Consider the following 25,650-nt stretch of genomic DNA (forward strand, 5'->3'; position numbering starts at 1 on the left):
GGGGGGGGGGGGGGGGGGGGGGGGGGGGGGGGGGGGGGGGGGGGGGGGGGGGGGTCCGGTGCCCTCCCCGGAAAACGGGGAGGGAAACCCCCCCCGGCTCCCGTCCCCTGCTTCGCTGCAACTCGCCTTGGCCCGTTGCAACGTGTACGAGGAGTACACAGCCGATGGAGCAGAGTCAGCCAGGCGTGGAAGACATGAAAGCGGCCACTGCACACAACGCGATCTTCGTAGAGTCCTACAAGCACCGCCCGCGCCCACGGCGTGGCGAAACTCCCAGCGCAACGGCCACAAGCGGCGACGGGCCGGCACCGACGGCCTTCCCTGATGTGACACCGCCCGGTGGACCAACTCTAAAAAGGAACAAAACGCGCCATAGACAAAGAAGTGCCGCATAGCGCTGCAACCTGGATGAATAGCCCGGTGTGACCCGGTGGCGACGCAGGCCCGTCCGCTCCGGCTGTGGCGGTTCCGGCCCGGCCCGTCCGGCGTGGGCGTGCCCTCAGTCGCCGCAGCCTCCTTCGGGAGGCTTGGGGAGCGCACGGTGGGCGTGCCAGGCCTGAAGGGCTTGGTCGCGGGTGCCGGCGGGGTTCTGGCGGTGCCATGCGCTGGTGAAGCGGTTGAACTCGAACTGCTCGGCGATCTCGCGGGGCCGGGCCGCGTCCGGTCGGGTGGCGTGCCAGTGGGCAACCGCCTCCGCCAGGGGCCGGCCGGGATTCTGGGCGATGAAGTCGCGCATGAAAGCGTCGAAGCGGAAGCCGGGGCCGATCGCCTCGACGAAGTACCTCCGCAGGACCTGGCTGCACCGCTGCCCGGGCGGGATCACGGTGTCGCCGTCGACGGGCTCGGCCAGCTGCGCCGTCGCCGGGCGGCGGCGGGCCGGGGCGGCCGGCGGCGGCAGGCCGTCCAGCGCCGCGGCGAGCCGGGCGGTGAGCGCTGCCTTGCCGCCGTGCCGCGCGACGCCCATCGAGCGGGCCAGACCGGTCAGTTCGTCCAGCGTCCAGTACCAGCGCCGCAGCTCGGCGCCGGTGAGACCGGCCGTCAGCGGCGGTCTGGACTCGGCCGCTGTCGCACTGGTGTTCCAGTTCTCGTTCATGACCGTCATTCTGCCGGGCCACGCCTTACGGGTTCGCCCCTGCAGGCCAACAGCCGAGCGGACCGCCCCAGGAGGAGCCGGCCACCGCAGACCGCACCCGGGCCGCCGATACCGTCCGGCCGGCCATGGCACCGCCCGCCACGCCCGCCGGCCTCGTACCGCGGTCGGCCACCACACTCCCGGAGAAAGCTGAAACATTTTCCCGGTTCCGGCGCATCGATGAGGTGCGGGCGGTACACGACGGGACGGACACCGGGGGAACGATGAGACCAGGGCGCAGTGACGAATACCAGGAGTTCGCCGCCGCGCGCGCCGGACATCTGTACCGGTCCGCCTGCCTGCTCACCGGCGGCGACACACACCTTGCCGAGGACCTGGTCCAGGAAACCCTGGGAAAGGCGTACGTCCACTGGGGACGCATCTGCCGCGCGGACAACCCCTCCGCATACGTCCAGACCGTCCTCACCCGCACCTACCTCGCCCACCAGCGGCGCCACAGCAGCCGCAAGGAGCACTCCACCGACTCGCTCCCCGACATCGCCGGGCCGGGCACGGCCGGCGACGCCCCCTTGCGACTCACCCTCATAGAGGCTCTCGGACGGCTGCCCGCCAAGGACCGGACCGTGGTCGTCCTGCGGTACTGGGAGGACCGCAGCGTAGAACAGACGGCAGAGGCGATGAACACGAGCTCCGCCGCCGTGCGCACCCGATGCGTCCGCGCCCTGGCCCAGCTGCGCGCCCTGCTCGGCGACACCCTCCTCCAGGACGCCAGGCCCTGATCCGCCTCTCGGATCCCTCACCAGCCACACCACCCCAGAAAGGGCGGTTCAGCCATGCCGGTCGACGACAACAGCTCCGACGACGCGTTCGAGGCCCGGTTCACCCAGGCCCTGCACCAGCTCGGGAGCGACTTCGAACCCCCTCGCCAGGACCTGGCCGCGCGAGGCGAGGCACACGGCAGGCGGCGCGCGGTGCACCGCCAGTTTGCCGTACTCGGCGGCGTGACCGGGGTCGCGCTCATCGGGCTGGGCGGGGCGCTGGTGCTCCCCGGCGGCCAGGCGGGCGGCACGCACTCCTCGACCACGGGCGCGTCGTCCCCATCTCTCCCGCCCGCCTCGCCCCTCCCACCCGCCCCGTCGGCTTCCGCGACCCCCGTGAGCGGCGACGCACTCCTGCGCACCCTTCACACGCTGCTGCCCGACGGGCAATTCAGTGACGAGGAGGCCCGCGGGACGGACGACCCGCTGCCGCCTTTCGCCAAGACCGTGTACGACGACGGCAACGGCAAAGCGGCCCTCGCCGTCTCCCTGTCCCGCCTCCAGCCCGGCAGCCGGCAGGCGAGCCAGACCACCGAATGCCCCGACAAGGTGTTCATCGCCTTCGACGCCTGCCGCACGACCACGCTGCACGACGGCTCCAAGCTCATGATCCTCAAGGGATACGAGTACCCGAACGACCGCTCCGGCACCAAGCTGTGGACCGCCGAACTCGTCTCACGCACCGGGCAGCACGTCAGCGTGCAGGAGTGGAACGCGCCCGCCGAGAAGGACGCCCCCGTCAGCCGGGAACTGCCCCCACTGACCGCGACGCAGTTGTCGCAGCTCGCCGCCGCCCGGCAGTGGCGTACTGCCCTGGACGCCGTCCCCGCACCGCCCGTGACGGCCGAACCGACCCCCGCACGGGGCGTCCCCGGCGGCTCCGTGTCGTCGACCCTCGTCTCGCTCCTGCCCAAGGGGATCAAGGTCGCCTCCAAGGGCAGCGCGGACGCCGGGTTCGGCTACGCCGTCCTCGACGACGGCAAGGGCGCGAGCCTCGTACAGGTCAACGTCCAGGGCGACCAGTCCGCCGTCGAGGACCAGCTCTTCGGCGCCGGGACGAAGACTCTCCCGAACGGCATGAAGGTCATCACTCATCAGCGGCCCGGGGAGAAGGGCGGCAAGGGCGTCGTCTGGTGGACGGTCGACACCATCCGTCCCGACGGCTATCGCGTGGTGATCAGCGCCTTCAACTCCGGAGCCCAGAACACCGCCGCGACCCGCGCGGCCCCCGTCCTGACGATGCAGCAACTGCAGTCCATCGCCACGAACGCCAGGTGGTACTCGCGCGACTGACCTCGACCACCGCCCCCTGCCGGGCGTGAGGACCAGGACACCGGCGCCGGCGCGGGGCCCCCTTGAGGTCAGGCGCCGGTCAGCGCAGCCGGTGTGTCGTCCGCCCGGCCTGTCCCGAAGAGGCGAGGCCGCTATTCGCCGAGCATCACACCTTCGCGTGTGACGAGGCAGAAGGGATGTCCGACCGGGTCCGCGTACACGCGATAGCCGATCGGCTTGTCCGACCCTTCGAGCAACGCGGCGCCCATGGCGAGTACCTTCGGCTCGGCCAGGTCAAGGTCGTCCACCATCACATCGACATGCATCTGGGCCGGACGATCGGGGTCACGCCACCGCGGCGACCGGAAACCGTCGACGCGCTGAAAGGTCACGGTATCCGTGCCTGCCGCACTCTGGAGCACCACGTAGTCCGTCGTTTCCTCCACTCGCGACAGCGACAGCAGGCTCTCGTAGAAGCTCGCGAGCTCCGACGGGTCAGGGCAGTCGATGACGAGAGAGAACAGGCGTCCGATCATGTTGATCACTATGCCGCACGCAAGGAATCAGGGCCACGTGACCGGTTGATCCAGCGTCCTTCCCGAATCCTCCGAAGCGGCAAAGGCCCACAGGCCCATGAGACTTGGTCAGAACTCTGCCATCCCTGTACACCCACCGACCTGTGCCGGGCCCGGAGAAGAGAAGAGAGAGCGGGAAGGGGCGGGCGGCAGGCGGCCAGGGGATCGGTGGCCTCCTCCTGACTCAGAGGGCGTTGATTCGATAGGCGAGGGCACCCGTCGTGCCCTTTGTACCGACGACGTCGATCCGGACGGGCCCGTTGCCGTTGATCCGTTGCTGGACCACGCTCCGGTCGCAGGGAACCGCCACGTCGGCGCCCGGTTTCCCGGAGGCGAAGGTCAGGAGTGCACTGCCCCGACCCACGCACGTGAGGACAAGCCGGTACGTCTTTCCCTTCCGGAGCACCGGGTGCGTATGAATGCCGTCCCCCACACGCTCGGACCCGCCTTCCACCAAGGCCCCGCCGGGCACGCCCGCCACAAGGGAGGTAGCCTCCTCGACCAACTGGTCCTCTGGCGTCGGACTCGAGCCGGAGGATGAGGTGGTGACCGACCGGGAGGGTGAGGGCCGCGCAGGGGTGTGGTCGTCGGAATTCCCGCTGCAGGAGCTGAGGAGCACGACCGATACGGCTGCGGCGGTGCAGGCCAGTACGGTGCGCCGGTCGATCGCGGGTCTCATGACGACGTCTCCCAGAACTTCCAGTCGGTCTCGGGCCTTGGCAGGGTCGCGCTCCCGCTGCCGATTTCTCGGTCGTCGGCCAACGCACGAGCGGAGGCCAGGGCGGCGAGGCACGCGGCAGCAACTCCCGTACCAACGAGCCTCTTCGAGAGGTGGGACACGCGACACCCTTCATGGGATCACCCGGCCGGCGATCAAGTCACTGAACGCTATCCGTGAAGCATGACCACAACAATCACGAGGGCCGCTCGTTGAAGGCGAAGCCTTCATGCGGCGCGAACGGCGCACGGCCCGGGTCCCTCGAGGGACCCGGGCCGTCAGGCACGAACGACCGGATCAGTCGATCTTGATGGAGCTGACCCGGTCGTTCCAGCCGCTGCGCATGGAGGGCTCGTAGTGGTTGGGTCCGGTGTTGCCCGGATACCAGTAGCCGCGGCCGTCGTTGTGCTCGGCCAGGTGAGCGGTGCAGGCACCCGTCCGGTAGGAGGACGTCTTGTCGTTGAAGTCGTACCCGCCGAGGTTCTGCCAGTGCCCGCGGTCGTAGAACTTCAGGACCCGGCCGCGCAAGTCGTTGTTCTCGCCGAGCTGGAGCGGCGTGGAACAGGCGGCGAGGACACCCGCCGTGGCGCGACTCCGGTTCACGGCTGCCGCGTTGCGGTCGAGCTCACCGACGGTGCGGAAGCACTCCACGCCCTCCCGCCACACACCGCAGGCCGTCGCCGCTCCCCATCCCTTCGACAGGTCCACCCGCCTGCCCTCGAACGAGGCGGTCACACCCTTGCCGACCGAGGCCGCAGCCGAGGCCGGGCTTGCCGCCGTAAGTCCCACCGCCAGGACGGCGGTCGCGGCCAACGTGGTGGCGAGCACCTTCTTCTGTCGCACTTGTCTTCCCCCTTGGGTCGTGGTCGCTGTGTCATGGCCCGTGCCGGTCGAGCACAGCCCCGCCTGGTGGCGAGCAGGTCACACCCCCCACCGGCGATGACTCATCCTTCCCGGGGGCGCCGGGACCGTCTTGAAGAAATTCGCACTGGACGAGACTCATCCCGGCCATTCACTCCGGCCACCAGAAGCTGGTGACCCGACCGGGGACGCGGTCCTGGGAGAGCACGTCGGCCCGTACCGGCATCCGGGCCCGCAGCAGACGGGACGGCGCAAATCCGGTCATCCGCCGGATCTCCCGGCTCATGTGCGCCTGGTCCGAGAAGCCGCAGGACAGGGCGGTCTGGGCCGCCGTGTTGCCGTCACTGAGCAGGCGCAGGGACCGTTGCAGGCGCATGATGCGGGCGACGGTCTTGGGAGCAAGGCCGATCTGCAGACGGAAACGGATGTCGAACTGCCGCCATCCCCATCCGGTTCGCTTCGCCAGCCTCCCGATGGGCACCGATCCCGCCGTCCGCCGCAGCTCACGCCATGCCCACACCACACGCGGCGAACAGGGCCGGCCTTCTTCCCACCACCGTCCCAGCATCGTGTCCAGCAGCCGGAACCGCTGCTCCCAGTCGGGCAGACAGGCCAACGCCTCGGTCAGCAGCTCGACGCGACGCCCGACGACTTCGGCCGGACAAAGGATGCGCTCGGGCCACTCGTGCATGGCGACACCGACGAGGGTGTACGCCGCCCAAGGCTCGAGAATCACCTCCATGCCGTGCAGGCGACCGCTGTGTTCGCCGAGCGTCGGTCCGGTGCGTAGCCCCGCGAGGAGCGACATGCGGTGCTCGCTCGTGCCGGTCGTCAGGTCGGTGGTGCACAGCTCGTTCTCGAAGCCCAGCACCAACGTCACCGCTCCGTCGGGTATTTCAAGTCGTCTTCGCCGTTCCGCCAGGGAGAGTCGGTATCCCCGGTACTGCATGACTCCTGGGCGTAATCGCCGGTCGGGCCCTCTCCAGGCCAGCTCGCAGCCGCTCTCCGGATCCGAGAAGTGACGCACGGGTCGCCTTTCACCTCCATACCAAACAGGGCGGAAACATCTTCCAACCTGACGTAGCAGGCGGACAGATCACAATAAGCCGTGCTCAATGCCTTCATGCTCGACTATTCCTGGACAGCGGCAGTACGCGGTGCGGTCCCCGTTCGCATGGACGGTGCATGTGCGTCCGACCCACTGGTCGCCGCCCGGGGGAACCGGGCCATCTGGGAAGTCCGATCTCTGGTCCGGCAGCCGCCACGGTGACGTGCCCGGCGACAGACTCGCGGTACGACGTGGCAGGCGCGACGCCTGGCCGCCGACTTCGGCGAGGGGATGGACGCCCGGACCGCGTGGGTGATGGCGCGTCCGGCCCGCCGCCCCGAGGAACGCGGCTACGCCATGCTCCACCTGGGGCCTGGGCACCGCCGTAGACGTCGCCGTGCCGTCGGAGGTGGAAGCGCAAGGCTTCGTGCTCGGCCCGCTGCCGGGGGCCCACGTGCCGCCGGCCACGCGATCCCCCCGGAACTGCGGGCACGTCATTCCCCACACGGTGGCCTGCCGGGAAGCCGTGTGAGCCAGGTATTCGATTGCCCCTTCGCGACCGGCTGCGCATCCTGCTGGGATGCGTTTCTCTGTCAACGTTCCCAACTTCGGCGACTTCGCAGACCCCCGTAACGTCGCGACCGTGGCGCTTGCCGCTGAACAGGCCGGCTGGGACGGGATCTTCGTCTGGGACCATGTGCTGCACCGACAACATCAGGGGCGTCCCTTCGGAGATCCCTGGATGCTGTTGACCGCAGCCGCGCTGGCGACCTCCCGGATCCGGCTGGGCACCCTGCTGACACCGGTCCCTCGTTACCGTCCGCAGCAACTCGCGCGCCAAGTGGCCACCTTGGATCACCTCAGCGGCGGCCGGGTCATCTTCGCCGCCGGCCTGGGTGGTCCGATCGAGGACGAGTACCGCAGTTTCGGCGACGCCGCCGAGCCGCGCCTCCTCGCCGAGCGGCTGGACGAGGGACTGGAGGTGTTGCGGCGCTTCTGGTCCGGCGAGCCGGTCAACCACCACGGTCGGCACTACGAGGTCCGGGACGTGACGCTGCTGCCCGCCACCGTGCAGCGGCCCGGTCCGCCGGTGTGGATCGGGGGATTCTGGCCGCGTCGTCCGCCCATGCGGCGGGCCGCACGATGGGACGGCGCGGTGCCGCTCTTCGAGACGGCCCGGCACGGCTGTGCACCGGATGTGGCCGAGGTACGAGACCTCGTCGAATATGTTCGCAAGCACCGTGCGGCCGGCGCCGAGGACTCCTTCGAGTTCGTGCTCGGCGGTGCCACGCCCCCGGACGCGGCCAAGGCCAAGGACGTGATCGGTCCACTGCGCGACGCCGGCGCCACATGGTGGGACGAACGACAGATCCAGACCGGCCCCGACCTCGACCGCCTGCCTCCAGTCCTGCGCCGCATCGAGGCCGGGCCGCCGGCGGTCTGACCGGCCGTTGTTCCCATTCCTGGCGTGCGCAGGGTTGCTTCGCCGGTGCAGGACGAGAACGGCTGACACCGAGTTCGGGCATCACACGTCGATCAAGGAGGTCCGGAACGGGCGAGCGGCGCGGTGAGCACCTCGTCAGGCAGGTGCCCGGGTCGTCAGCCCGCCCGGACGAGGAACCGCTGATCCGCCGCGCCCGTGCAGCGTTCCTCGATCGCCTCGGCACCGATGGTGGTGTCGTCGTCGACGATGCCGATGCACTTGGTGCTGGTGGCCGGCCGCAGTCGGAAGGCCCCGGCAGTGGGTTCCAGGCGGAACAGCGTGCCCTGCGCGCAGTCCTTGCGAGGTTCGAGCATGCCCTTGATCTGGTGTTCGCCCATGACCGCCAGGCATCCCTTACCCAACTCGGGATGGTGCCACTGAATGCGGTAGAGCCCCTCACCTGTCGGTTCGAGGTACGTGCGCGGCACGGCCGCCTGGGCGCAGGGGAGTTGTACGGCTACGGCGCTGTCGTAGGCGCCCTTGCGGTCGCGTCCGTCGGTCAGGCAGAGATCGGGCGTGCGGGCGGGGCGGATGGTGACCCAGCCGTCGGCGGGGGTGCGGGAAGGGGTGGCGTGAGACGCCGCCGATGGACCTGGTTCGTCGGATTCGCCAGGGAGCAGTGCCCAGGCGACCAGGGCCAGCAGCGGAACCGTGAGCGCGATGGCACCGGCGACTGCCGGGGCCCTGAGCCGGCGGGGCCGCCTGGTCGTGGCCGCTTCGTCCCGTGGTCGATCACCTGTTTCGCACTCGCGCGCCGGGACGGGCGCGGCAACCGTGGGTGCAGCGGCGAGCCGCTCCCTCGCGTCCAGCCAGGCGTCGACCCGCTCGCCCTCCCCACAGGCGCGGACGAAAGCGGCCAGGACCTCGGGACGCGGCAGGATCGTCCGGCGCAGTACGTCGGCGAGTGTGCTGCGCGCCAGGACATCGCCACTGCGGGCGGCTCGTTCCTCCAGCTCGCGGTATGTCAGTCCTGAACGGTGCTTGAGGCGTTGCATCAGCGCGATGAAGCCGGCGGCGTCCTGGGCTGCGTACGGAGACAGGTCTTCGTGTGGTGGCAGCTCCCCCCGGTTCGTCATGAGCGTCATCTTGCTGTGGCCCTACCTAGGGGACAACGGCGTATTCCGCCATGCCCCGGCGGTCCGGCACGCGATGCGGCACGCGCGCGTGTACTGAGCAGGTGCTCGCGGACGACGGGGCCGTTCGACCGGGATCCCGGGGCCGTCACCATGAGTTGTCAGCAGTGTTCATGGACATTTTCGTCACGGTGGAAGAGCAGTCCTCAGCGCACGAGAGCGACGCAGACCAGGAGGAGCATCGTCGCGACGAGCAGGGTCACCTTGTGCTGCGCTCGCCCGAGCAGTTCAAGGCCCTCGGGCACCCGGTGCGACACCGTATGGTCAACGTGGTGCGCCAGCGTCCGGCAACGCTGCGGCAGCTCGCCGACGTGCTGGGGATGAGCAAGGGCACCATCGGTTGTCACGTACCCGTGCTGCGCGAGGCGGGCCTGGTCCGGCTGACCGAGACCCGCCAGGTGCGCGGCGGCACCGAGCAGTACTTCACGCTGGTCAGCCACGGCTTCAAGGTGCACGAGGACGCAGGGGTCGGGCCGGAGTTCCTGATCAACGCCGCGCTCGGCGAGATGCTGCCGGCCGAGCCCGGCCGGCCCTCGCACACCGTGCTGCGCCACCTCTGGCTCACCGACACCGAGGCGCACGCGCGGGAAGCCCGGCTGCGTGCGATGGCTGCGGAGCCGCGTCCGGCCGCCGACGGCGCACACGGCACGCCGTACGGGTTGCTCATCAGCCTCTTCCATGCCGATGTGCCCAGCCTGCCGCCGGACAGCGGGCCCTGACGATGCCGGCTTCGGCCAGCCGTACGACCGTCTGGTCTTCGCCGGAAAGAGGGATTCCGGCCGGCACGCGCTGAGGTTGTCCCGCGCTTCCGGAAACCGACCTCTGCCGGAGACTTTCGGCGCGTAGAAGTCGCAGCGGGCGCAGACCATGCGGTGTGGGGACCGTTCGCAGAACGCATTGCCGGTGTCCACTGGGCGATGCCCGGCGGCGGGCTGGACCGGAGTTGAGTGGATGACCCGACCAATTCGGTCGGTCGAGTTCGTACAGCGCGCTTCATGGTTTTTGACACGATCTTCTACCGGAGCCAGCATGACGAAGATACGGTCGGGGCGACTGTTCGATCGCGATCGGGGGGCGTATGCCGCGCAGGGCTGTGGTCGTTGGTGCCGGAATGGCCGGCCTGCTGGCCGCGGCGGCGTTATCCGATGCCGTCGATGAGGTGACGGTGCTTGAACGAGACCTGCTTCCCGACGGCCCGGAACCGCGAAGAGGTGTGCCGCAGAGTCGGCATGCCCACATTCTCCTCACCAGTGGGCTGAGGGCCATCGAGGACCTCTTGCCAGGGCTGGGGCTACGCGACCGAGTACTTGCCGCAGGTGGTCGGGAGGTGTCCCTCACGTCCGGGGCGGTGATGCTCGGCCCGGAAGGATGGTTCCGGCGGTGGCGATACGACAGCCACCCGATGCTCACCTGCAGCCGTGAGCTTCTCGACCTCGGCATACGCGATGCGGTACGGCGTGATCCGCGCATCGAACTGCGCCATGGCCAGGTCACCGCCCTGCTGGGCACGGCGGATCGCGTCCGTGGGGTTCGGGTTGCCCAGGCGGGGGGAGCCGAGGAGGAACGGCACGCGGATCTGGTCGTCGACGCCGGCGGACGTGGCTCACGGGTCATGCAGTGGCTCAATGAGCTAGGGATGACGAGCATCGCCGAGTCGGTGGTCGATTCCGGGGTGGTCTATGCCAGTCGCTTCTACGAGGTTCCGCACGGAGCAGAAGGATTCCCGCTGGTACTGGTGCAGCCCGACCCGCACGGTTCGGCCCTGGGCCGCGCCGCGGCTCTCGTCCCCATCGAAGGCCGGCGATGGCTTGTCAGTCTGAGCGGAACCCGTGGTTGTGAGCCGACCAGCGTGCCCGAGGACTTCGAGCGTTTCGCGCGTAGCCTTCGTCATCCATTGGTGGGACAGCTCATCTCCGGCGCCCGGCCTCTGTCTGATGTGGCGCTCAGTCGCAGTACCCGGAACATCCGCCGGTACTTCGAGAAGTCCCGTACGTGGCCGGATGGCTTCGTGGTGCTGGGTGACGCCGTTGCGGCCTTCAACCCGGTCTACGGGCAGGGGATGTCCGTTGCCGCGCTGGGCGCCCTGGCCCTGCGGAAGGAATGCGCCAGGGCCGAGATCGCCACGACCGGCCTGGCCCGCAGGATCCAGGGCGCTGTTGCGAAGTCAGTGAATGCGGCGTGGGCCCTCAGCAGCTCCCAGGACCGTTTCTTCCCGGAGACGGTCGGCAGCAAGCCCACCTTCACTGACCGCCTGCTCAACCGCTACGTCCGTCGTATGACCCGGGTGGCCACGACCTCCTACCGGGTGTCCGCCGCCATGTGCGACGTCACTACCCTCCAGGAACAGGGAACCCGCCTGCTACGTCCATCGCTGCTACTGGCCACCCTGGGCGGTCCTGTCCTTCCTCCCCTTTCCGGACCGCCCTTGACCATGGAAGAACACTCCATCCTGCGCAGGCTCGACTCAGCCTGAGCGTGCACGGGCAAACGTCCCAGGGGCATGACGGCCTGTGCGGCGCTGCAGAATTCCAGAACCATTTGGAGTGATCAAAGCTGGAGACCAGTCGGCAGATGACGGCCCAGAAGACCCGGACGATCAGCTCTTCGACCGGTCCTGGCTCGGCGGCGCGCTGCTTGAGTGCTCACGTTGATTCCGCGTAGCCGCTTGAGCGTCTCGCACGATGGGCGAGCGCAGGGCGCGAGCCACGTGAACCAGGTCGTCGCTGAAACCGGTGCGGTTGCCGGCATCAGCCGGAATTTCAGAGGGCAGTAGACTTCCGTCATCGCTGTGCTGGCGCTCGACTGCCGCGGCAAGCATTGCCGCATCGGCTGTGGCAGCAGCCTCTTCCCTGGTTGCGCCACGGGCGACGGCAAGCTCATGTACGCGATCACGAATGCCGGGGTCGAAGTACGCCCGGCAGCCCATGATGCGGTCGGATATGTAGGTCTGGCGCTGCGTCAGACGCAAGTGGAGGACGGGTTTCCACCAAGGCAGTTCCAGAGGCGCGGGTCCCGGGACGTGCCGTACCGTGCTCACCGCACGTGCGAGAGGGGCGAGTTGCCAGTATCGAACCGCGTTGCTGCGCCCGATCACGGGGAGGACGAAGCCGGCGGCCCCCAGAATGGCGCTCGGTGTGATCATGGCGCGGGCGATCGTGATGAGCGTGTCCCAGGAGCGTCCTGTCCAGCAGGCTGCGACTGCGGTGACGGTGAGCATGTCGTAGCCCAAGAAATGCATCAGGTAAACAGTCGCCAGCACCCGCAGTCCCATACGCAGGGTTCCTTGTACCTCGTGTGACCACCGCCAGCAGAGTCGGCCGACGGTGAGGGCTGCCACGCCATGCGCGGTGAGGTAGACAAGAATCATCTCCCTTATGTAGGGAGTATTGGCGTAGGAGAGGTCGAAGTGGGTGCGTTCTTCGGCGGGGGTGTCACCGAGCGCGAAGAGGATGGCGATCAGGATCATGGCACTGCCGTACGCGGCAATGGTTATCCGGGACAAGCGTCGTGACTGGGTTGCGTCCGGTTGGTCTCGCCAGTTGAGAACGAGCACGATCGATGCTGCGGAGAAGCCGACGAGCAGTATGTAGTCGACGGGTGCCGCGATGTTCGGTACACCGGTGCTTCGGTTGAGGAAGGTGATGGTGGCCGGGGCAGTGGTGAACAGTACGTTGGCCCCGATGAAGAGCAGCGCGCAGATAGCGGCCAGCAGCCCGTCCTGGCCTCGTACGCGTATGAGGGCCGGCAGTTTCAGCACGCAGGCCAGCAGCATGCAGCCACCGGATATGTAGAAGGCGAAGTCACCGTTCATGGGCTGGGTGAGGCCTCCGGTTGGCGTGACAGTCCGTGTGGAGAGGGTTCACGGATCTCGATCTCGGCCGTGGGGACGGTACCGGCCGACAGGCAGCAGGAACCGTAGTATCACCCCCTCTTGATGCCAAGAACTCCAGTCACGTGGCTGCCTGGGTGGGACGGGAGTTGGGGTTGACCTCAAGTCCGGTTGAGCTTCTAGGTTCGGGGACGCCGATATCGACGTACCGGAGAGGAACGGCCATGAGGACGCTGGTGCTGGGAAGGACGCCCGCCAGGGTGACGGAGGTGCTGGCCACGCTGCGCGCGGACGGGTTTGACGCGGAGGGAGTGAGCACCGACGAGGAGGCCCGAAAGCTGTTGGAGACCGAGGAGTTCGGGGTGCTGATCGTCGGCGGGGGTGTGGAGCCGGACTCCCGCGCAGCGATCAAGGAGTTCGCGGCGAAGCACCGGGTGCAGCGGGTGATCGACGGCGCGCTGACGGAGCCGTTCGACGCCTACGTGCGGCGGGAGTTCGAGCCGCTGATCCGGGAAACCGCCTCCAAGGGGTGACGGCCATGGAGCGCCGGAGCAGCCCTGACCGGACGAAGCACCGCTAGGGGCCTGGGTCCAAAGACTTTTTGATTGCGCGTCAGTTCCGGTGCTTTGTGTTGCCGAGGTCAGGCTCCTGCGCGACGAAGTCGACCTCCTGTAAGCCCAGTTCGTCCGCTCGACTTCGTTCCGGCGCTTCCGGATCGCCTTGCCGAACCCGGTGGGCCGACCGCCGCCGCTCCCGCGGGCGTTGGCGGCTGGCCCGCTGGTCCTCCGGCTCCGGGCCGATGTGCCTGATCCGGGCCGCAGCAGCGGCCGACGGATGACAGCGGCCAGACAGTAGATGGCAGTGCGCATGTCACGCCCAGGGGCCGCGGCTCAGGGAGTCTTCGATGCGCCCAGCGATCCGATGCAGGTCGGGGCGTTGGCGGAGCTTGCGAAAGGCTCGCATGTCGGTGCCGAAATGCAGGCCGAACCTCTCCGCCTCCGCCTCATGCACATCGTCGCACTCGGTTCTGGCCGCGTACCACAGGTCTTGTGCACTGATCTGGGCGAGTCGGGCGTCGCGTGCCGCAACTATGTGGCCGACCACAGCTCTTACGGCAACTGCGCGGTCGGATCCGGTGCGTGCGGCTACACCGCCGGCCGCCGCATAGGCTGCACCGTGTCCCTCGAACATGTGCCAGATCTCGTGCCCGAGGATCACGTGTTCGTGCTCGCTGTTGGCGGTGTCGTCTCGGACAGCGATGATGTCCATGTCCGGCAGCTCAAGCCATAGGCCGCTAGCGGTGTTGGGCGGGAAGGCAGCCCGTCTCAGCACGACCGGCCGCTCTCGCAGTCGACCGAGGACCGTGCCCAAGGCCGTATGGATTTCCTCGTCATCGGCGGGGCCGGCTTCTGCGAGTCGAGCGATCAGGGTGGCGCTCAGCCTCTTCATCCTCGACTCCGTCTGTGCGCGTGCTGTGCGCCACCTCAGCATCGCCACCTCCGTTCGCTCATTCCGAGCCCGTCCGTGAGTGATCTTTCTCGGTCGGGGGCCTTCGCCCTGAGTTGGCCGGCCGTCCAGGTTCGCCGCCTGCCGGCACCGGCCGCCACCCCTAGCCAAGCTGTCAGCTCCGCTGCTTCCGATCCACGTTTGCGCGGAGTTCGGTCGGCCGGCACTGGCCGAAGCTTCGTCGCCCTGCCGTCACCGGATAACTCCCCGTACGGGCCCACCTTGAGGAGAAGCCCAGGGGAGACGGCTCCCCACCTCGCCGGCTCGGCGGATGCTCAGTCGAGACAGAACTCGTTGCCCTCGATGTCCTGCATCACGATGCACGAATCGTTGCCGTCATACAGCAGTCGCACGCGTACCGCGCCGAGCGGGACCAGCCGTGCACACTCGGCTTCGAGCGTGGCCAGGCGCTCTTCACCCACGAGCCCGGTGCCGACCCGCACGCAAAGATGCACCCGATTCTTGACGACCTTGCCTTCGGGAACGCGCTGAAAGAACAGTCGCGGGCCGACACCTGAGGGATCACTGCACGCGAACCATGAACCCCGATCCTCAGGAGTCCGGGAGCGGTCGAAATCGTCCCACGTGGCGAAGCCTGCCGGTGGCGGCGATACGACGTACCCCAGCACCTCGCACCAGAAACGAGCGAGGCGCTCAGGTTCTGCGCAGTCAAAGGTGACTTGGAACTGCTTGATGGATGACACAGGCGCACCCTAACAGTGGGTCCCTCCCGCTCATCTCCCAGTGGCAGCGGTGGACGAGCACGTCGCCCCACACAGCTGGATGTCTTGGGTGTCACCCGGCAGCGGGCCGAGTACGAGGCGCTGTGGGCCACCCACGACGGAACGGTGTACCGCGGCGCGCAAGCCGTCGCCGGACAGTTGTCGAGCGCACGCGGCGGCCGGGCCGTTTCGAGGGCTGTACTGCAGCCGGCGTCAACGCTCTGGGCCGCCCGGGGTATCTACCGCGCCATCGCCCACAACCGTCAGCGGCACGTCGTTCTGCGCCCTTCCCACCAGCCGCAGACCAGGAAGCGTTTCCACCCGGCACCCGGCGTGCATCCCGATACCGCCCCCGACCCCCGGCCCGCCGGATTGTCAAGCCCCGACTTTTCGTGCCGTGACCTGGGCTGCGGCCCCGGGGCTCACTGGAATCACAGACCACGACACACCCAGGCCGAAAGGCCACTCTCCGACCCCTTCCGTCCCATGCCTCCTGAGCGAGCAAGGAACCCACTCTCATGTCCAGCACCAAGACCCGACGCTTCGTGCTCATCATGGCTGCAACCGCCCTGGCCGCAGGAGGCACCTCCCTGTCCACGACCGCATTCGCCGCCCCCGAGGGCCGGGACCCCAAGGTCCCGGACAAATGCGACGTAGTCCTGACCGACGAGGGCGACAGCGGCTGCAGACAAGGGCCCAACGCCCCAGGCCCTGGTGAGGACCCTGCAGAAACTCCCGACGAGCCCACCAGCTCCGAGGCCGGCACCGAACAGGCGCCCACTGGCGATCCTTCCGACGCGGCCGGCGGGGACACCAGCTATGACCCGGGCCCTGACCAGGGCGGTGGCGATCCTTCCGACGCGGCCGGCGGGGACACCAGCTATGACCCGGGCCCTGACCAGGGCGGTGGGGATCCTTCCGACGCGGCCGCCGGGGATACCAGCTATGACCCGGGCCCTGACCAAGGTGGCGGTGATCCTTCCGACGCGGCCGGCGGGGACACCAGCAACGACCGCGGTTGCGGCAATCCACCCTGCGGTGACGACGACTACGGCGTCTACACGCCTCCGGACGACCCCGGTCCGGTCGTCAACTGATCGCAACGCCCCCCGGGGGGTGCGGGAACAGGCCCTCTCCTCACCATCCCAAGGACGTGATCACTATGTTCTTCTGCTCGCCGGCGGACCGCCGGGGGCTGCTTGCCCGCTCCGCCGTCGTGGCCGTGTCAGGCGCCCTGCTGCCCGCCACCGCCTTCGCCGCCCCCCAAGTGCCGAACGCCGACGATGTGCGCTCGGTGGCCACCATGGCCTGCGGCAGTCCCGTCGCCTGCGCGATCCCTTACCCGGACTGGAACAACATCACCGATCCTCGCAGCGGCATCAGCTTCGAGTTCCCTCAGCTGACGGAGGCCGAGACACCTCCCCACACCGCTGACGGCTTCGCGTCACGTGAATACAGTGCGCACGTCGGCCACGGGTCGTACTACGTAACGATCTACGACGCGTCCGGCACCGACGAGAACCTCCAGCAACTGCACGTCAAAACCGTCGAAGAGAAATTCGATACGAGCAGAGATACGTCCATCACCGCATCCCGCACGGCGGAGTCGCGCAGCCGGACCACCGTGCACGATCATCCCGCTCTGGAATCCCGCATGTACAGCGATGAGGGCGGCAGACACCAGGCAGGTGTCGCTCATACGATCGCCGACGGTGATCACATCATCCAGATCGTGACGTACAACTCCGACAGCGAGCAGGAACTGCGCGAAATGCATGATCGCATCGTCGACAGTGTTCACAGCGGGCCCTGACCGGGAGCCGGCGGGACTGGCTGTGGCCCCGCGACCCTGCGACTCCAGACGCTGTCCACGCCGTCCGACGCTTTCCTGGCGGGGCCGTCGGGTGTGTGCACACGCCGGCCGACCGATGGCGTGGGGCGGTCACTTCGCCGTTCGGGAACGCGGGGACGGAAGGCGGAAGAGTTTCTTCAGCCGGCGCAGGGCCTCGGTGTCTCCGCTCGTCGCAGCGGATCCGGTGGCGATCGCCTCGGCGAGGGTCCTTTCCTGGCTCGTCACGCCGACGAACACCTCCTCGCTCAGGGCGATCGTGGCATCCGGGTGCTGGGCGGGACCGTGCAGCGCCTCGATCGTGCCGTCGTCGATCCGGGCATGGAAGACCTCCTCGCCCACGCGGAACTCGTACACCGCGCGCAGCCCCGCGGCGGCCTCCGGGTCGAAGCAGGCGCGAAGACCCAGCACCGCCCAGCCGGGATGGAATGTCTCCTCCTGACGTCGTTCGCCCATCGCCCACTTCAGTCCCCAGCGGGCCAGCGCCAGGACCGCGGGCCCGAGTTCCTCACCGGCCTCGGTGAGGGCGTAGGCGGGCGTGCGGGCGGGCGGGGGAAGCGTGATCTTGTGGACCAGGCCCTCGCGCTCGAGGTGCTTCAGGCGCGTGGCGAGCAGTCCCGTGCCGAGGCCGCGCAAGCTGGTCTGGAGGTCGCCGTAGCGCTTGGGCCCGGTGAGCAGCTCGCGGATCAGAAGCAGGGTCCAGCGCTCACCGACGAGGTCGAGGGTGCGCGCGGTCGCGCAGTACTGGTTGTACGTTCGCTGCTCCACGTCTTCACTTTAGACCTCGCGCTTCCTGTTCTCGGACCGGCGGGTCTCCAGGAGGAGCCGGGTCAGCGGCTCGGGATCGGTCAGCATCACGTCGTGCGGGCCGTCGAGCGCGTGGGACCGGTAGCCGAGGGCCGCGCCGAAGCGGTCGAAGGGGTAGGTGAGCGGTCGGCAGTGCACGGCCGTGCCGGGGATCCGCTCGACGTGTCCGCTCAGTCGCGTGGTCTGGGTGAACGTGCGCAGCGGCTGGGGGACCAGACGGGCCTCGAGCCAGGCCGCGTCGGCGGCGTCGGCGATGCCGAAGGCGGCCGGCGGCGGGGCCGGGATCCAGCGTCCGTCGGGGGACGTTGCGGCGGCCGCGTGAACGGCGGTCGCGAAGGCTTCGGGGGCCAGGCCCAGGATGCTCGCTCCGTCCGGCCCTGCCCACCCGTCCACGAGGACCGTGTGGTCGACGGTACGGGGGCGGGAGTCGGCCGCCTCCCGGACGACCAGGCCGGCGTAGCTGTGGCCGACCAGGATGACTTCGTCGTCCCGGACGGCGTCGAGGACGGCGGCGACCGTGTCGGCGTCGTCGTGCAGCCCGTGGCCGCCGGGAGCACCGAGGTTCGGGGCGAGGACGCGGGCCCCCGCGGCGTGCAGGAGCGGGACGACCCGGTCCCAGGCCCAGGGGCCGTGCCAGGCGCCGTGGACGAGTACGTAGGTGGTCATTGGTCCTCCTCGCGCTGCAGGGGCGGTACCTGGTCGGCGAACTTCTCCGCATCCGCCTCGTGGTCATCGGTGGTCAGGCACATCACCGATGTCGTGCGCCTGCGGTGACGCAGCCGACGAGCCTGTCGGCGACCCTCCCGGTCACCGACCTTAGCCCTTGACTTCCTGTGCAGGATGTGGCCGACGGTCACGGGCCGGCGGTCGGCGAGGCGGGTGCTCAGGCGCCTTCCCTAGTGCTCCGACCACGTAGGTTCGCCGGGTTGGGCGTGCGAGCGGTTGGATGAGCGGTGACGTGGGATCTGACCGCTGGGGTGTGGCGGCTGAGCCGGCGTGTGCACGCACCCGACGGCCCCCCGTCCGTCTGTCGTGATCGCAGATCGCTGTTCCGCTACTGCCGGGCCGCGGCCTGTTCGTCAGGAGCGGTCACGGTGGCGGCTTTGCCGTCCTGCAGTTGCTGAAGGCGCTTGAGCGTCGCGGCGAGCATGGCCTGCGTGCCCGAGGGGTCGCCTGCGGTGCCGCCTTCGATCCGTACCCGGATGTTGACCTTGCCGGAACGGACGTAACCGTAAACGGAGTCGTCGCTGAGACCGGGGTTGATGACCAGTGTGTTTTCGTCGCCCACCGGCTTTTTGGGCTTCTGCTGCTTGCTTGTCTCGGTGCCCTTCCACGTCGTGTACTGGCGGTGCGCGGCATCGGCCGATGTGAAGAGGCAGATGTGTATGAACGCCATGTTGTTCGTGGAGCCGTTGTACTCGTACGAGGAATCGCCGCCGCGGACCCAGCCCGCCGGCGCGGAGTCGGCCTCCTTTGCGCCGTTGCAGTACTGTCCGTCCGTCACCGACTTGTCGCCGTGAAGGGACCAGCCGGGAAGGGTCTCGCCGTCGCCGAGCAGGGCCTGGGTGATCTGGGCCTGGGGGAGGTCCTTCGTGATCGGCTTCGGAGCGGGAGCGGAGACCGGCTCGTCGCCCTGCTGCGTGCCGGACCCGGGAGCCGGCTTGTCGCTGCTGGACGAGCAGGCGGTGAGCGCGGCAATTCCTACAAGGGCAGCTACGAGGGTGACGCGTGCACGTGACATGCACACAGCCTATCCTTTGTTGATCATCAAGCTGCGGGGCTTTCCGGCGCCCGGCAAGCCCGCGCAGGCGAACCGACGGTGGGACGAGCGAAGTCCGAGATGGAGCTGGCCTTCGCCGGGCTCCACCAGTTGTGCGCGCCGATGCTGGGGCGGCTGGAGGCCTGCCGGATCCGCAGCGAGAAGCACTCCACGTTGCGTTCGGGCTGCGCACGGGCGGCCCACCGGGCCGGTGGCAGTGGTACAACTCGCCCGCCTATCAGGCCATCCGCCCTCTGCGCACCAACAACTCGGTTTCCGACATATCGCGCCGTGCGTGACCTGTGGTGGGGTACTCGTCCGCGACGTCGGTCAGTTCATCGACAGGGGACAGCTGCGCTGGAGCGTCGAAGGCCAGTGCCGAGCCTGCCCCGATGCGTGGTGCGAGACGGGTGCAGGCCCGACTCCCGAAGAGATCAGGCAGGCACTACTGGCCGAGCACGGCGCCGCTCGGCTTCGCCTGGCGAACAGGGAGCCCAGTCTCGTCCCCGTCCTGCGAGCACTGCGGGAGCTGAGCCACCTGTCACTGGGCGAGGCCCGGCTGATGGCCGCCGAGCTGAGTGGAGTCGGGCTGTCCGGCACGTGCATGGAAATGGCGTACCTGGCGGACGGACTTCGCAAGCGGTCCGTCGCCACCACCCTCGTTGCATCGCCCACCTGACCGACCGCGTCGCCCGCCTCGTGGGCCCACAGGTGTTGCCCGACAGTCCGTCGGGAGAGGATCTTCCCGTGAGCCGGCCCCTGCCGCAGTTGCCGAAGCCCGAGTTCGTCTTGATCCCCGTCAAGGCCCACCCCGAGGTGCCCACCCGGATCGCTGTCGATCTCGGGAAGACCGGCATCCCGGGCGGGTTGATCGGATACGAGTACCGGCCGCTGAACGAGCCGGTCTACTTCGGGGGGATCGGTGAGCGGGGGCTGGTCGCCATCGCAACGAGTGGTCTGTTCGGACGCATCGGCGTCGACGTGGCCAGTGGTCACGTGGACCAGGCTCAGCCCGGTGGCAGCGATGCAGCCGTCGACGAGGTCAGCGCGGTACCGGGTCTTCTCGAACCGACTCACGGCTCCGGTGATTTCACCGAGGTCCGCGGCGGCCGGGTTGCCCAGGTCGCTTGGCGAGTGCCCAGATGCCCTCGGTCGGATTGAGGTCAGGGGCGTCAGCCGGGAGTCGGAACACGGCCGCGTTTGAGGTCTGCGGCGAACCAGGTCAGCCAAGCATCCGTGCCGTCGTGGCCGGCACGTAGGGTGCGGACATGACTGTGCCTGACCTGGTTCCCATTCGGTGTGAGCCGTTCAACCGGGTGTGAGCCGTACAACCGAACGTCCACTGTTGGACAGTGGGACGGAGGCCAGTTCTTTGCCCACGTCTGTGGTGTTTTCGCAGGCTGGGACGGCGATGGCCGGTTACTGCGGCGGTGGTGGTCCATGGTGCACGAGTTCGACGCTGCCGGTCGGCACCTGGACTCCCGGATCAGCGCAGCCGGAACGGTCGCCGACGGGCCGGTAAAGGCGCCGATGGCGGAAGCCGCGCAGCGGCTCCTGCACGAGTGGCTGGACGCGCTGCCCGGACAGCACTTCACGGACATCGCGATCGCCCCGTTCGCCGTGGAGGTCGACGGAACCCTGTTCGGCCTGGTCAGCGAGTGCCACGGAGAATATCCCGAGGGAGAGGAGCAGGACGACTGGGCCGAGTTCTACCCGAACCGGCTCGGGTTCAGCGCGCCGTGGGACGGCTTGGACGACACGTGAGGGGACGTGCGCTGTGTCAGCCGGCGGCACGTGAGAGCGGTTGAGGGCCTGGTCGGGTTGCAGAGCGGCCTCGGGTGCGCCGGCGGACCATGATGCCGATCATTGCCCAGCGGTCATGGGTTCGGAGTGGACCGCGGATCAGCCCCGTGCTCGGCTCGGAATGACCACTCACACCACGCTCAACGACCTCCCCAGCCTCGCGGCACGGCAGATCCCAAACGCGGTCCGAGTCAACCCGGTGACGATGGGCGGGCCCAGCAGGAGGCTGCGAACGACGAGTCAGGCAGGTGGGCTAGATTCGTGGTCGCCTTCGTATGTCCCCACTGTCCGAGGAACTGCCCGTGTCCCACATACCGTCCCTGGGCGGCCCGAACACTTCGTACACTCCTGCGCAGATACGACGTAACCGCCTGGTCTTCTTCGGTCTCGTCCTTGTCCTCGCGGGCATGGTGGCGTTCTGGGCCTTGGGCCCGTACGACACGAAGGACCAGTCCGCGACGCTCAAGGCCGGTGACTGCTTCCAGAACATCGGGACGGACGAGGAAGCCAAGACCAAGAAGCTCGACTGCACGGACCCGCACGCCGACTACAAGGTCCTGAAGATGGACAAGAATGCAGTCGTAGATTCCCTCGCGTGCTCCGACGTCCCGGACTCGACCGGCTCGCTCACTCAGTCAGGTGCCGGAAATTGGTTCGTCGTCTGCTTCAAGGAAAACAACGAGAAGGGCAAGAAGTAGCCGGCACCCCCTGAACATGTCATCTGAGGCGTGACAAGCGCTGGAATGCGGGTTTTTGCCTGCCGCCCCGAAACCTACATCGACGTGGGTTGAGGCGACAGCTGCGAAGTGACGACGCTTGAAGTGAGCTTCTTGTCGTCCGCGCTGACCACATCACATTGAATGTAGCGGAATCCATTCTTCCAGCTGTCCTCGTCAGGGAGATACGCCCCGATGGCGACACCCTCCTGCATATACGTGGAACCGTATTTATCCTGACAGAGAGTGTCAGCATCTGCGGAGGCTTCTTCGTAAGTCATTGTCTCGGGTGTCTTGATGAACCCAGCGGTCTGCCCGTCGTGCGGAGTGCCGCATCGGACCAGAACCGCGCCTGACTCCTGATTGCTCCAGCAATCCCCGACGGCCGCGACGCTCATATCGTCGTAGTCGCCGATCTTGCGGAATTGGCCAGCGCTTCCCGCGAGCTGCACCGTTTGATTGAAGATCAGACAGGCGGTGTTTCGGACTCCGCTGTCCCAGCCTTGTTCGCTGGGTGGGAGTGCGTATGAGCGGGCGTCAGCCATCACATGCATGGTGTCTTCCAGTAGCATATTGCATCGGTTGTCGCCGTTCTTCTGCGCATCCTCAAGAGAACTCGCGGGGTCCGCGTCGAGCACCTGGCCGTCGTGGGCTTGATCGCCGCTGCAGTTCGTGATTTCCAGGTGTGGCAGTCCTTTGAATTTCCGCGTGGTCCATGCAGCGTTCACGCAGTCGCCCGGCTGTAGTTCCTTGGTCAGTCCGACGGCCTCTCCGTACGGCATGTATGGGCCCGGAGGAGGCGTCCGAGGGGAGGGCTTGTGTGGTCCGTTGGAGCCTGTCACCGCTACCCACGTTCCGATGCCGGCGATGAGCATCCCGGCTGCGGTCAGGGCAATGATGCGCCGGGTTTTGAGGGACCGTTGCCGATGTGGTGTCCGGTGTGGGGTTCTTGGACGCTTCCAGAACGGCCAGTTGTGTGCCAGGCCCTTGCGCGGCGGCGGACGTACTGGTGGTTCTGGTCCTGGAGGGCGCGGTGGGGGTTGTGAGGTCGGAGTTTGCTCGACGGGCCGCGGCACGTCGGCGATGGTCCGTGGCGGGGTTCGGGTGGGCTCGCCGGTGAACTGGAGGAGGACGGCTGCGTCGTCGGCGCTGAGTCTGTGCGCGGGGTCTTTGGCGAGGAGTTTGAGCAGGATGGGGGTCAGGCTGCCCGCTCGGTGCGGTGGGGTGGGCTCTTCGGTGAGCAGCGCGGCGAGGGTCTCTACTGCGGAACTCCGGTCGAAGGGGCCGTGGCCTTCGATTGCAAAGTAGAGCGTGGCGCCAAGTGAGAACAGATCTGATGCTGGTGTCGGCTCGGAACCACGCGCTCGTTCCGGTGCCAGATAGCCCGGGGTTCCGACGAATCCGGCAGAGGTGGTGAGCCGTGGTTCGGCGACGTCCTGTTGGAGCGAGATTCCGTAGTCGGTGAGCAGGACCCTTCCGAGCCGGGCACGGTGCGGGCCGCGAGGTTCTGATTTGGTCAGCAGGACGTTGGAGGGTTTGACGTCCCGGTGCAAGATGCCCAGCTGATGGCTCGCGTTCAAGGCATCGAGCAGGGCCCGGCCGAGCCCGGCGGTTTCCTCTGTTGACAGAGGCCCGCTTTCGCGGACCATGGCCTCGAGGTCCTTCGCTCCGGGCACGTACTCCATGACGATCCACGGCAGGCCGGCATCGACGACAATGTCGTAGACCGTCACCACATGGGGGTTGCTCCGCAGCCGAGCGGAGTGCCGCGCTTCACCTCGGGCTCTGGCGATGCGCGCAATCAGCTCATGCTCCGAAACCTCCGGCGGTACGGCGATTTCCTTGAGCGCAACATCGCACGCCAACTCCTCATCGTGGGCGAGCCAAACACGCCCCATACCGCCGGCGCCCACACTGCGCACCAGCCTGTAGCGCCCGGCGATCACCCGGCCCGCGGGATCATCCGGTCTCGGCATGCCCACCGTCCACGTCAGTAGTCAACGAGGCAGACTCCCCAGTGGTTTTTAGGCACAGCCTTGCGGCTGCGCTCAGCGTGAACCACCCGGGCGATGCCGATCGGGTGAAAATGCGCGGTGAGATCGAAGAGGAAGATCCGCCAGCACTTCGGACGAGCCGCACCCCGCTCCATCGCGCGTACGAGGCCGCCCGGAAAGGCTCGGGTCCCAGGCCGACCGGCGCCCACGCTCCAGCGCCGACGGCTTTTCGTCCGCAGAGGCCGGTGGGGCGGGAATGGGCTGATCGGAGGGAGGTCAAGCGCAGGCGTCCTCAACGGCGACTCGTCGCACTGTGCGCAGCGTCGACCGGAGACTGTCCATATCGGTCGAGCCGAGAGCGAGGCGGATCGCCTGCGGTGTGTGCATCGAGGTGGTGAAGGGCTCCGCCGTGGACACCGAGATGTGCTGACGCGCGAGGGTGGCTGTCAGGCGATCGGCGCGTGCGGCGTCGGGCAGCGGCATCCAGGTGAAGTAGGACGAGGGGTGGGATATGAGTGGCAGGCCTGCCAGCTCTTCTCTGGCGATCGCTTGGCGGGCCTTGGCGTCGGCTCGTTTCTGCGCTTCCAAGTGATCCACCGTGCCGTCCTCGAGCCAGCGGCAGGCGATCGCGGTGGTAAGGGCCGGGGTGTTCCATGTGGTCGCCCGGATCGCACGTTCGAGCGAGGACACCCTGGACGGCGGGGCGACGACGAAGCCGACCCGGAGGCCGGTGGCGACGCTCTTGGACAGTCCCGAGACGTAGAAGGTGATGTCCGGTGCACTTGCGGCCAGAGGCGGTGGAGGGCCCTCGACCAGGTAGGCGTATGAGGCGTCTTCGATGATGAGCAGCCCGTGCTGTCGAGCGATCCGAATCAGACGGGTGCGGTCAGTTGCCGGCATGACCCAGCCCAGAGGGTTGTGCAGGGTGGGCATGGTGTAGACGGCGCGCACAGGGCGGGTCGCGCACAGCTTCTCGAGGGCATCGAGATCCGGCCCGTCGGTGGTTGCGGGTATGGGCTCCAGGTCGAGATGAAAGGCATGCGCGAGCACCTTGAAACCCGGGTAGGTGAGTGCGTCGACCGCGACGACGTCGCCGGCGTTGAGCGCCGCCATGACGGTGATGGCCAGGCCGTGCTGCGCACCGCTGACGATGAGGATGTGATCCGCGTCAGGAGTGATCCCTCGACGCCTCAGGTGCCGTGCGATCGAGGCTCTGTCCTGGGGACGCCCTCGATGCGGTTGGTAGCGCAGCAGGGAGTCGAGTTCACCATAGGTGGCCACCTCTCGCAGGGCCTGCCGTAGGAGATCGGCTTGGCCGGGCAGGGAGGGGTAGTTGAAGTTGAGGTCGACCGCATCCGTGGCGACGATCTGCTGATCGATGCCGTGACCTGCGGTAACCGCGATGTCACGCACGAACGTGCCGCGGCCCTGTTCCCGGCTCACCAGGCCCATCGCTTCGAGCTCGGCGTACACCCGGGTCGCGGTCACCACGGCGATGCCCTCGCGGGCGGCGAGCCCGCGGTGTGTGGGCAGCCGCTCACCCGCCGCGAGCCGGCCCGTCCGGATGTCGGAAGCGAACGAGTCGACCAGGATCTTGTACCGCGGGGCTGCCATGCCCGGAATTGTATCCATGACAATTCTTTGACTGTCTTGATCGCGGGTCC

At 68.1% G+C, this 25,650-nt stretch carries 25 protein-coding genes and 2 pseudogenes; 11 read left to right on the plus strand and 16 right to left on the minus strand.

Annotation, left to right across the window (positions count from 1 at the left end; translation table 11 throughout):
* Positions 1-499: 499 nt before the first annotated feature.
* Positions 500-1,093, minus strand: coding sequence for a DUF6434 domain-containing protein (locus tag ACZ4SF_RS34560; protein ID WP_468392414.1), 594 nt, complete (start codon positions 1,091-1,093; stop codon positions 500-502).
* Positions 1,094-1,356: 263 nt separating this feature from the next.
* Between ACZ4SF_RS34560 and ACZ4SF_RS34565 the strand changes: the two genes are divergently transcribed.
* Both ACZ4SF_RS34565 and ACZ4SF_RS34570 read left to right on the plus strand, forming a co-directional pair.
* A complete protein-coding gene (locus tag ACZ4SF_RS34565) occupies positions 1,357-1,872 on the plus strand; it encodes a SigE family RNA polymerase sigma factor (protein ID WP_468392416.1) in 516 nt (171 codons plus the stop codon).
* A 54-nt stretch (positions 1,873-1,926) separates the two neighbouring features.
* On the plus strand, positions 1,927-3,204 hold the full coding sequence (locus ACZ4SF_RS34570; RefSeq protein ID WP_468392418.1) for a hypothetical protein: 1,278 nt from the start codon (positions 1,927-1,929) through the stop codon (positions 3,202-3,204).
* Positions 3,205-3,335: 131 nt separating this feature from the next.
* Here ACZ4SF_RS34570 and ACZ4SF_RS34575 read toward each other — a convergent pair whose 3' ends face one another.
* The 4 genes from ACZ4SF_RS34575 to ACZ4SF_RS34590 form a co-directional block, all read right to left on the minus strand.
* Entirely contained in the window at positions 3,336-3,719 is a 384-nt protein-coding gene (locus ACZ4SF_RS34575) for a VOC family protein (protein WP_468392420.1), read from the minus strand.
* Between the two features lie 223 nt (positions 3,720-3,942).
* Complete coding sequence (locus ACZ4SF_RS34580; protein WP_468392422.1) at positions 3,943-4,437, minus strand: hypothetical protein; 495 nt, start codon at positions 4,435-4,437, stop codon at positions 3,943-3,945.
* Between the two features lie 336 nt (positions 4,438-4,773).
* Entirely contained in the window at positions 4,774-5,319 is a 546-nt protein-coding gene (locus tag ACZ4SF_RS34585; RefSeq protein ID WP_468392423.1) for a hypothetical protein, read from the minus strand.
* 169 nt (positions 5,320-5,488) lie between these two features.
* The gene (locus ACZ4SF_RS34590; RefSeq protein ID WP_468392424.1) at positions 5,489-6,217 is read right to left on the minus strand and encodes a helix-turn-helix domain-containing protein; all 729 of its coding nucleotides are present in this window, start codon (positions 6,215-6,217) and stop codon (positions 5,489-5,491) included.
* 748 nt (positions 6,218-6,965) lie between these two features.
* Between ACZ4SF_RS34590 and ACZ4SF_RS34595 the strand changes: the two genes are divergently transcribed.
* Positions 6,966-7,829, plus strand: a complete 864-nt coding sequence (locus tag ACZ4SF_RS34595; RefSeq protein WP_468392426.1) for an LLM class flavin-dependent oxidoreductase — start codon at positions 6,966-6,968, stop codon at positions 7,827-7,829.
* Positions 7,830-7,984: 155 nt separating this feature from the next.
* Here ACZ4SF_RS34595 and ACZ4SF_RS34600 read toward each other — a convergent pair whose 3' ends face one another.
* Positions 7,985-8,944, minus strand: a complete 960-nt coding sequence (locus ACZ4SF_RS34600; protein ID WP_468392428.1) for an XRE family transcriptional regulator — start codon at positions 8,942-8,944, stop codon at positions 7,985-7,987.
* A 101-nt stretch (positions 8,945-9,045) separates the two neighbouring features.
* Here ACZ4SF_RS34600 and ACZ4SF_RS34605 point away from each other — a divergent pair, with 101 nt between their 5' ends.
* Positions 9,046-9,720, plus strand: a complete 675-nt coding sequence (locus ACZ4SF_RS34605) for an ArsR/SmtB family transcription factor (protein ID WP_468392430.1) — start codon at positions 9,046-9,048, stop codon at positions 9,718-9,720.
* A gap of 359 nt (positions 9,721-10,079) precedes the next feature.
* A complete protein-coding gene (locus tag ACZ4SF_RS34610) occupies positions 10,080-11,474 on the plus strand; it encodes an NAD(P)/FAD-dependent oxidoreductase (protein WP_468392431.1) in 1,395 nt (464 codons plus the stop codon).
* A gap of 123 nt (positions 11,475-11,597) precedes the next feature.
* Here the strand turns inward: ACZ4SF_RS34610 and ACZ4SF_RS34615 are convergent, their stop codons facing one another.
* The gene (locus ACZ4SF_RS34615; protein ID WP_468392433.1) at positions 11,598-12,812 is read right to left on the minus strand and encodes a DUF6545 domain-containing protein; all 1,215 of its coding nucleotides are present in this window, start codon (positions 12,810-12,812) and stop codon (positions 11,598-11,600) included.
* Positions 12,813-13,054: 242 nt separating this feature from the next.
* Between ACZ4SF_RS34615 and ACZ4SF_RS34620 the strand changes: the two genes are divergently transcribed.
* Positions 13,055-13,363 (plus strand): hypothetical protein, encoded by a 309-nt coding sequence (locus ACZ4SF_RS34620; protein ID WP_468392435.1) that lies wholly within the window; start codon positions 13,055-13,057, stop codon positions 13,361-13,363.
* Between the two features lie 150 nt (positions 13,364-13,513).
* Here the strand turns inward: ACZ4SF_RS34620 and ACZ4SF_RS34625 are convergent.
* From ACZ4SF_RS34625 to ACZ4SF_RS34635, 3 genes and pseudogenes are all read right to left on the minus strand, one after another.
* Positions 13,514-13,643: pseudogene (locus ACZ4SF_RS34625) on the minus strand (IS5/IS1182 family transposase); the annotation flags it as partial.
* A gap of 57 nt (positions 13,644-13,700) precedes the next feature.
* Positions 13,701-14,279 (minus strand): toxin-antitoxin system, toxin component, encoded by a 579-nt coding sequence (locus tag ACZ4SF_RS34630; protein ID WP_468392437.1) that lies wholly within the window; start codon positions 14,277-14,279, stop codon positions 13,701-13,703.
* A 332-nt stretch (positions 14,280-14,611) separates the two neighbouring features.
* On the minus strand, positions 14,612-15,040 hold the full coding sequence (locus ACZ4SF_RS34635; RefSeq protein WP_468392439.1) for a VOC family protein: 429 nt from the start codon (positions 15,038-15,040) through the stop codon (positions 14,612-14,614).
* A 536-nt stretch (positions 15,041-15,576) separates the two neighbouring features.
* On the opposite strand from ACZ4SF_RS34635, the gene ACZ4SF_RS34640 reads away from it, so the two are divergent.
* Positions 15,577-16,155, plus strand: a complete 579-nt coding sequence (locus ACZ4SF_RS34640) for a hypothetical protein (protein WP_468392441.1) — start codon at positions 15,577-15,579, stop codon at positions 16,153-16,155.
* 56 nt (positions 16,156-16,211) lie between these two features.
* Positions 16,212-16,871 (plus strand): hypothetical protein, encoded by a 660-nt coding sequence (locus tag ACZ4SF_RS34645; RefSeq protein ID WP_468392443.1) that lies wholly within the window; start codon positions 16,212-16,214, stop codon positions 16,869-16,871.
* 129 nt (positions 16,872-17,000) lie between these two features.
* Here ACZ4SF_RS34645 and ACZ4SF_RS34650 read toward each other — a convergent pair whose 3' ends face one another.
* The 3 genes from ACZ4SF_RS34650 to ACZ4SF_RS34660 all read right to left on the minus strand — a co-directional run bounded on the left by ACZ4SF_RS34650 (position 17,001) and on the right by ACZ4SF_RS34660 (position 19,455).
* Positions 17,001-17,675, minus strand: coding sequence for a winged helix-turn-helix transcriptional regulator (locus ACZ4SF_RS34650; protein ID WP_468392444.1), 675 nt, complete (start codon positions 17,673-17,675; stop codon positions 17,001-17,003).
* A 9-nt stretch (positions 17,676-17,684) separates the two neighbouring features.
* Positions 17,685-18,380, minus strand: a complete 696-nt coding sequence (locus tag ACZ4SF_RS34655) for an alpha/beta fold hydrolase (protein ID WP_468392446.1) — start codon at positions 18,378-18,380, stop codon at positions 17,685-17,687.
* Between the two features lie 388 nt (positions 18,381-18,768).
* Positions 18,769-19,455: a hypothetical protein gene (locus tag ACZ4SF_RS34660; protein WP_468392447.1), complete on the minus strand. Its 687-nt coding sequence runs from the start codon at positions 19,453-19,455 to the stop codon at positions 18,769-18,771.
* Positions 19,456-19,768: 313 nt separating this feature from the next.
* Between ACZ4SF_RS34660 and ACZ4SF_RS34665 the strand changes: the two genes are divergently transcribed.
* Entirely contained in the window at positions 19,769-20,152 is a 384-nt protein-coding gene (locus ACZ4SF_RS34665) for a hypothetical protein (protein WP_468392449.1), read from the plus strand.
* Positions 20,153-20,475: 323 nt separating this feature from the next.
* On the opposite strand, the pseudogene ACZ4SF_RS34670 reads toward ACZ4SF_RS34665, so the two are convergent.
* Positions 20,476-20,665 (minus strand): annotated as a pseudogene (locus ACZ4SF_RS34670) (IS630 family transposase); the annotation flags it as partial.
* 248 nt (positions 20,666-20,913) lie between these two features.
* Here ACZ4SF_RS34670 and ACZ4SF_RS34675 point away from each other — a divergent pair.
* On the plus strand, positions 20,914-21,237 hold the full coding sequence (locus ACZ4SF_RS34675; RefSeq protein WP_468392450.1) for a hypothetical protein: 324 nt from the start codon (positions 20,914-20,916) through the stop codon (positions 21,235-21,237).
* A gap of 341 nt (positions 21,238-21,578) precedes the next feature.
* Positions 21,579-21,974: an LppU/SCO3897 family protein gene (locus ACZ4SF_RS34680; RefSeq protein WP_468392452.1), complete on the plus strand. Its 396-nt coding sequence runs from the start codon at positions 21,579-21,581 to the stop codon at positions 21,972-21,974.
* Positions 21,975-22,048: 74 nt separating this feature from the next.
* Here the strand turns inward: ACZ4SF_RS34680 and ACZ4SF_RS34685 are convergent, their stop codons facing one another.
* The gene (locus ACZ4SF_RS34685; protein ID WP_468392454.1) at positions 22,049-23,968 is read right to left on the minus strand and encodes a serine/threonine-protein kinase; all 1,920 of its coding nucleotides are present in this window, start codon (positions 23,966-23,968) and stop codon (positions 22,049-22,051) included.
* Positions 23,969-24,262: 294 nt separating this feature from the next.
* The gene (locus tag ACZ4SF_RS34690) at positions 24,263-25,600 is read right to left on the minus strand and encodes an aminotransferase-like domain-containing protein (RefSeq protein WP_468392456.1); all 1,338 of its coding nucleotides are present in this window, start codon (positions 25,598-25,600) and stop codon (positions 24,263-24,265) included.
* Positions 25,601-25,650 lie beyond the last annotated feature (50 nt).

The sequence above is a fragment of the Streptomyces sp. NPDC027663 genome (assembly GCF_055566415.1).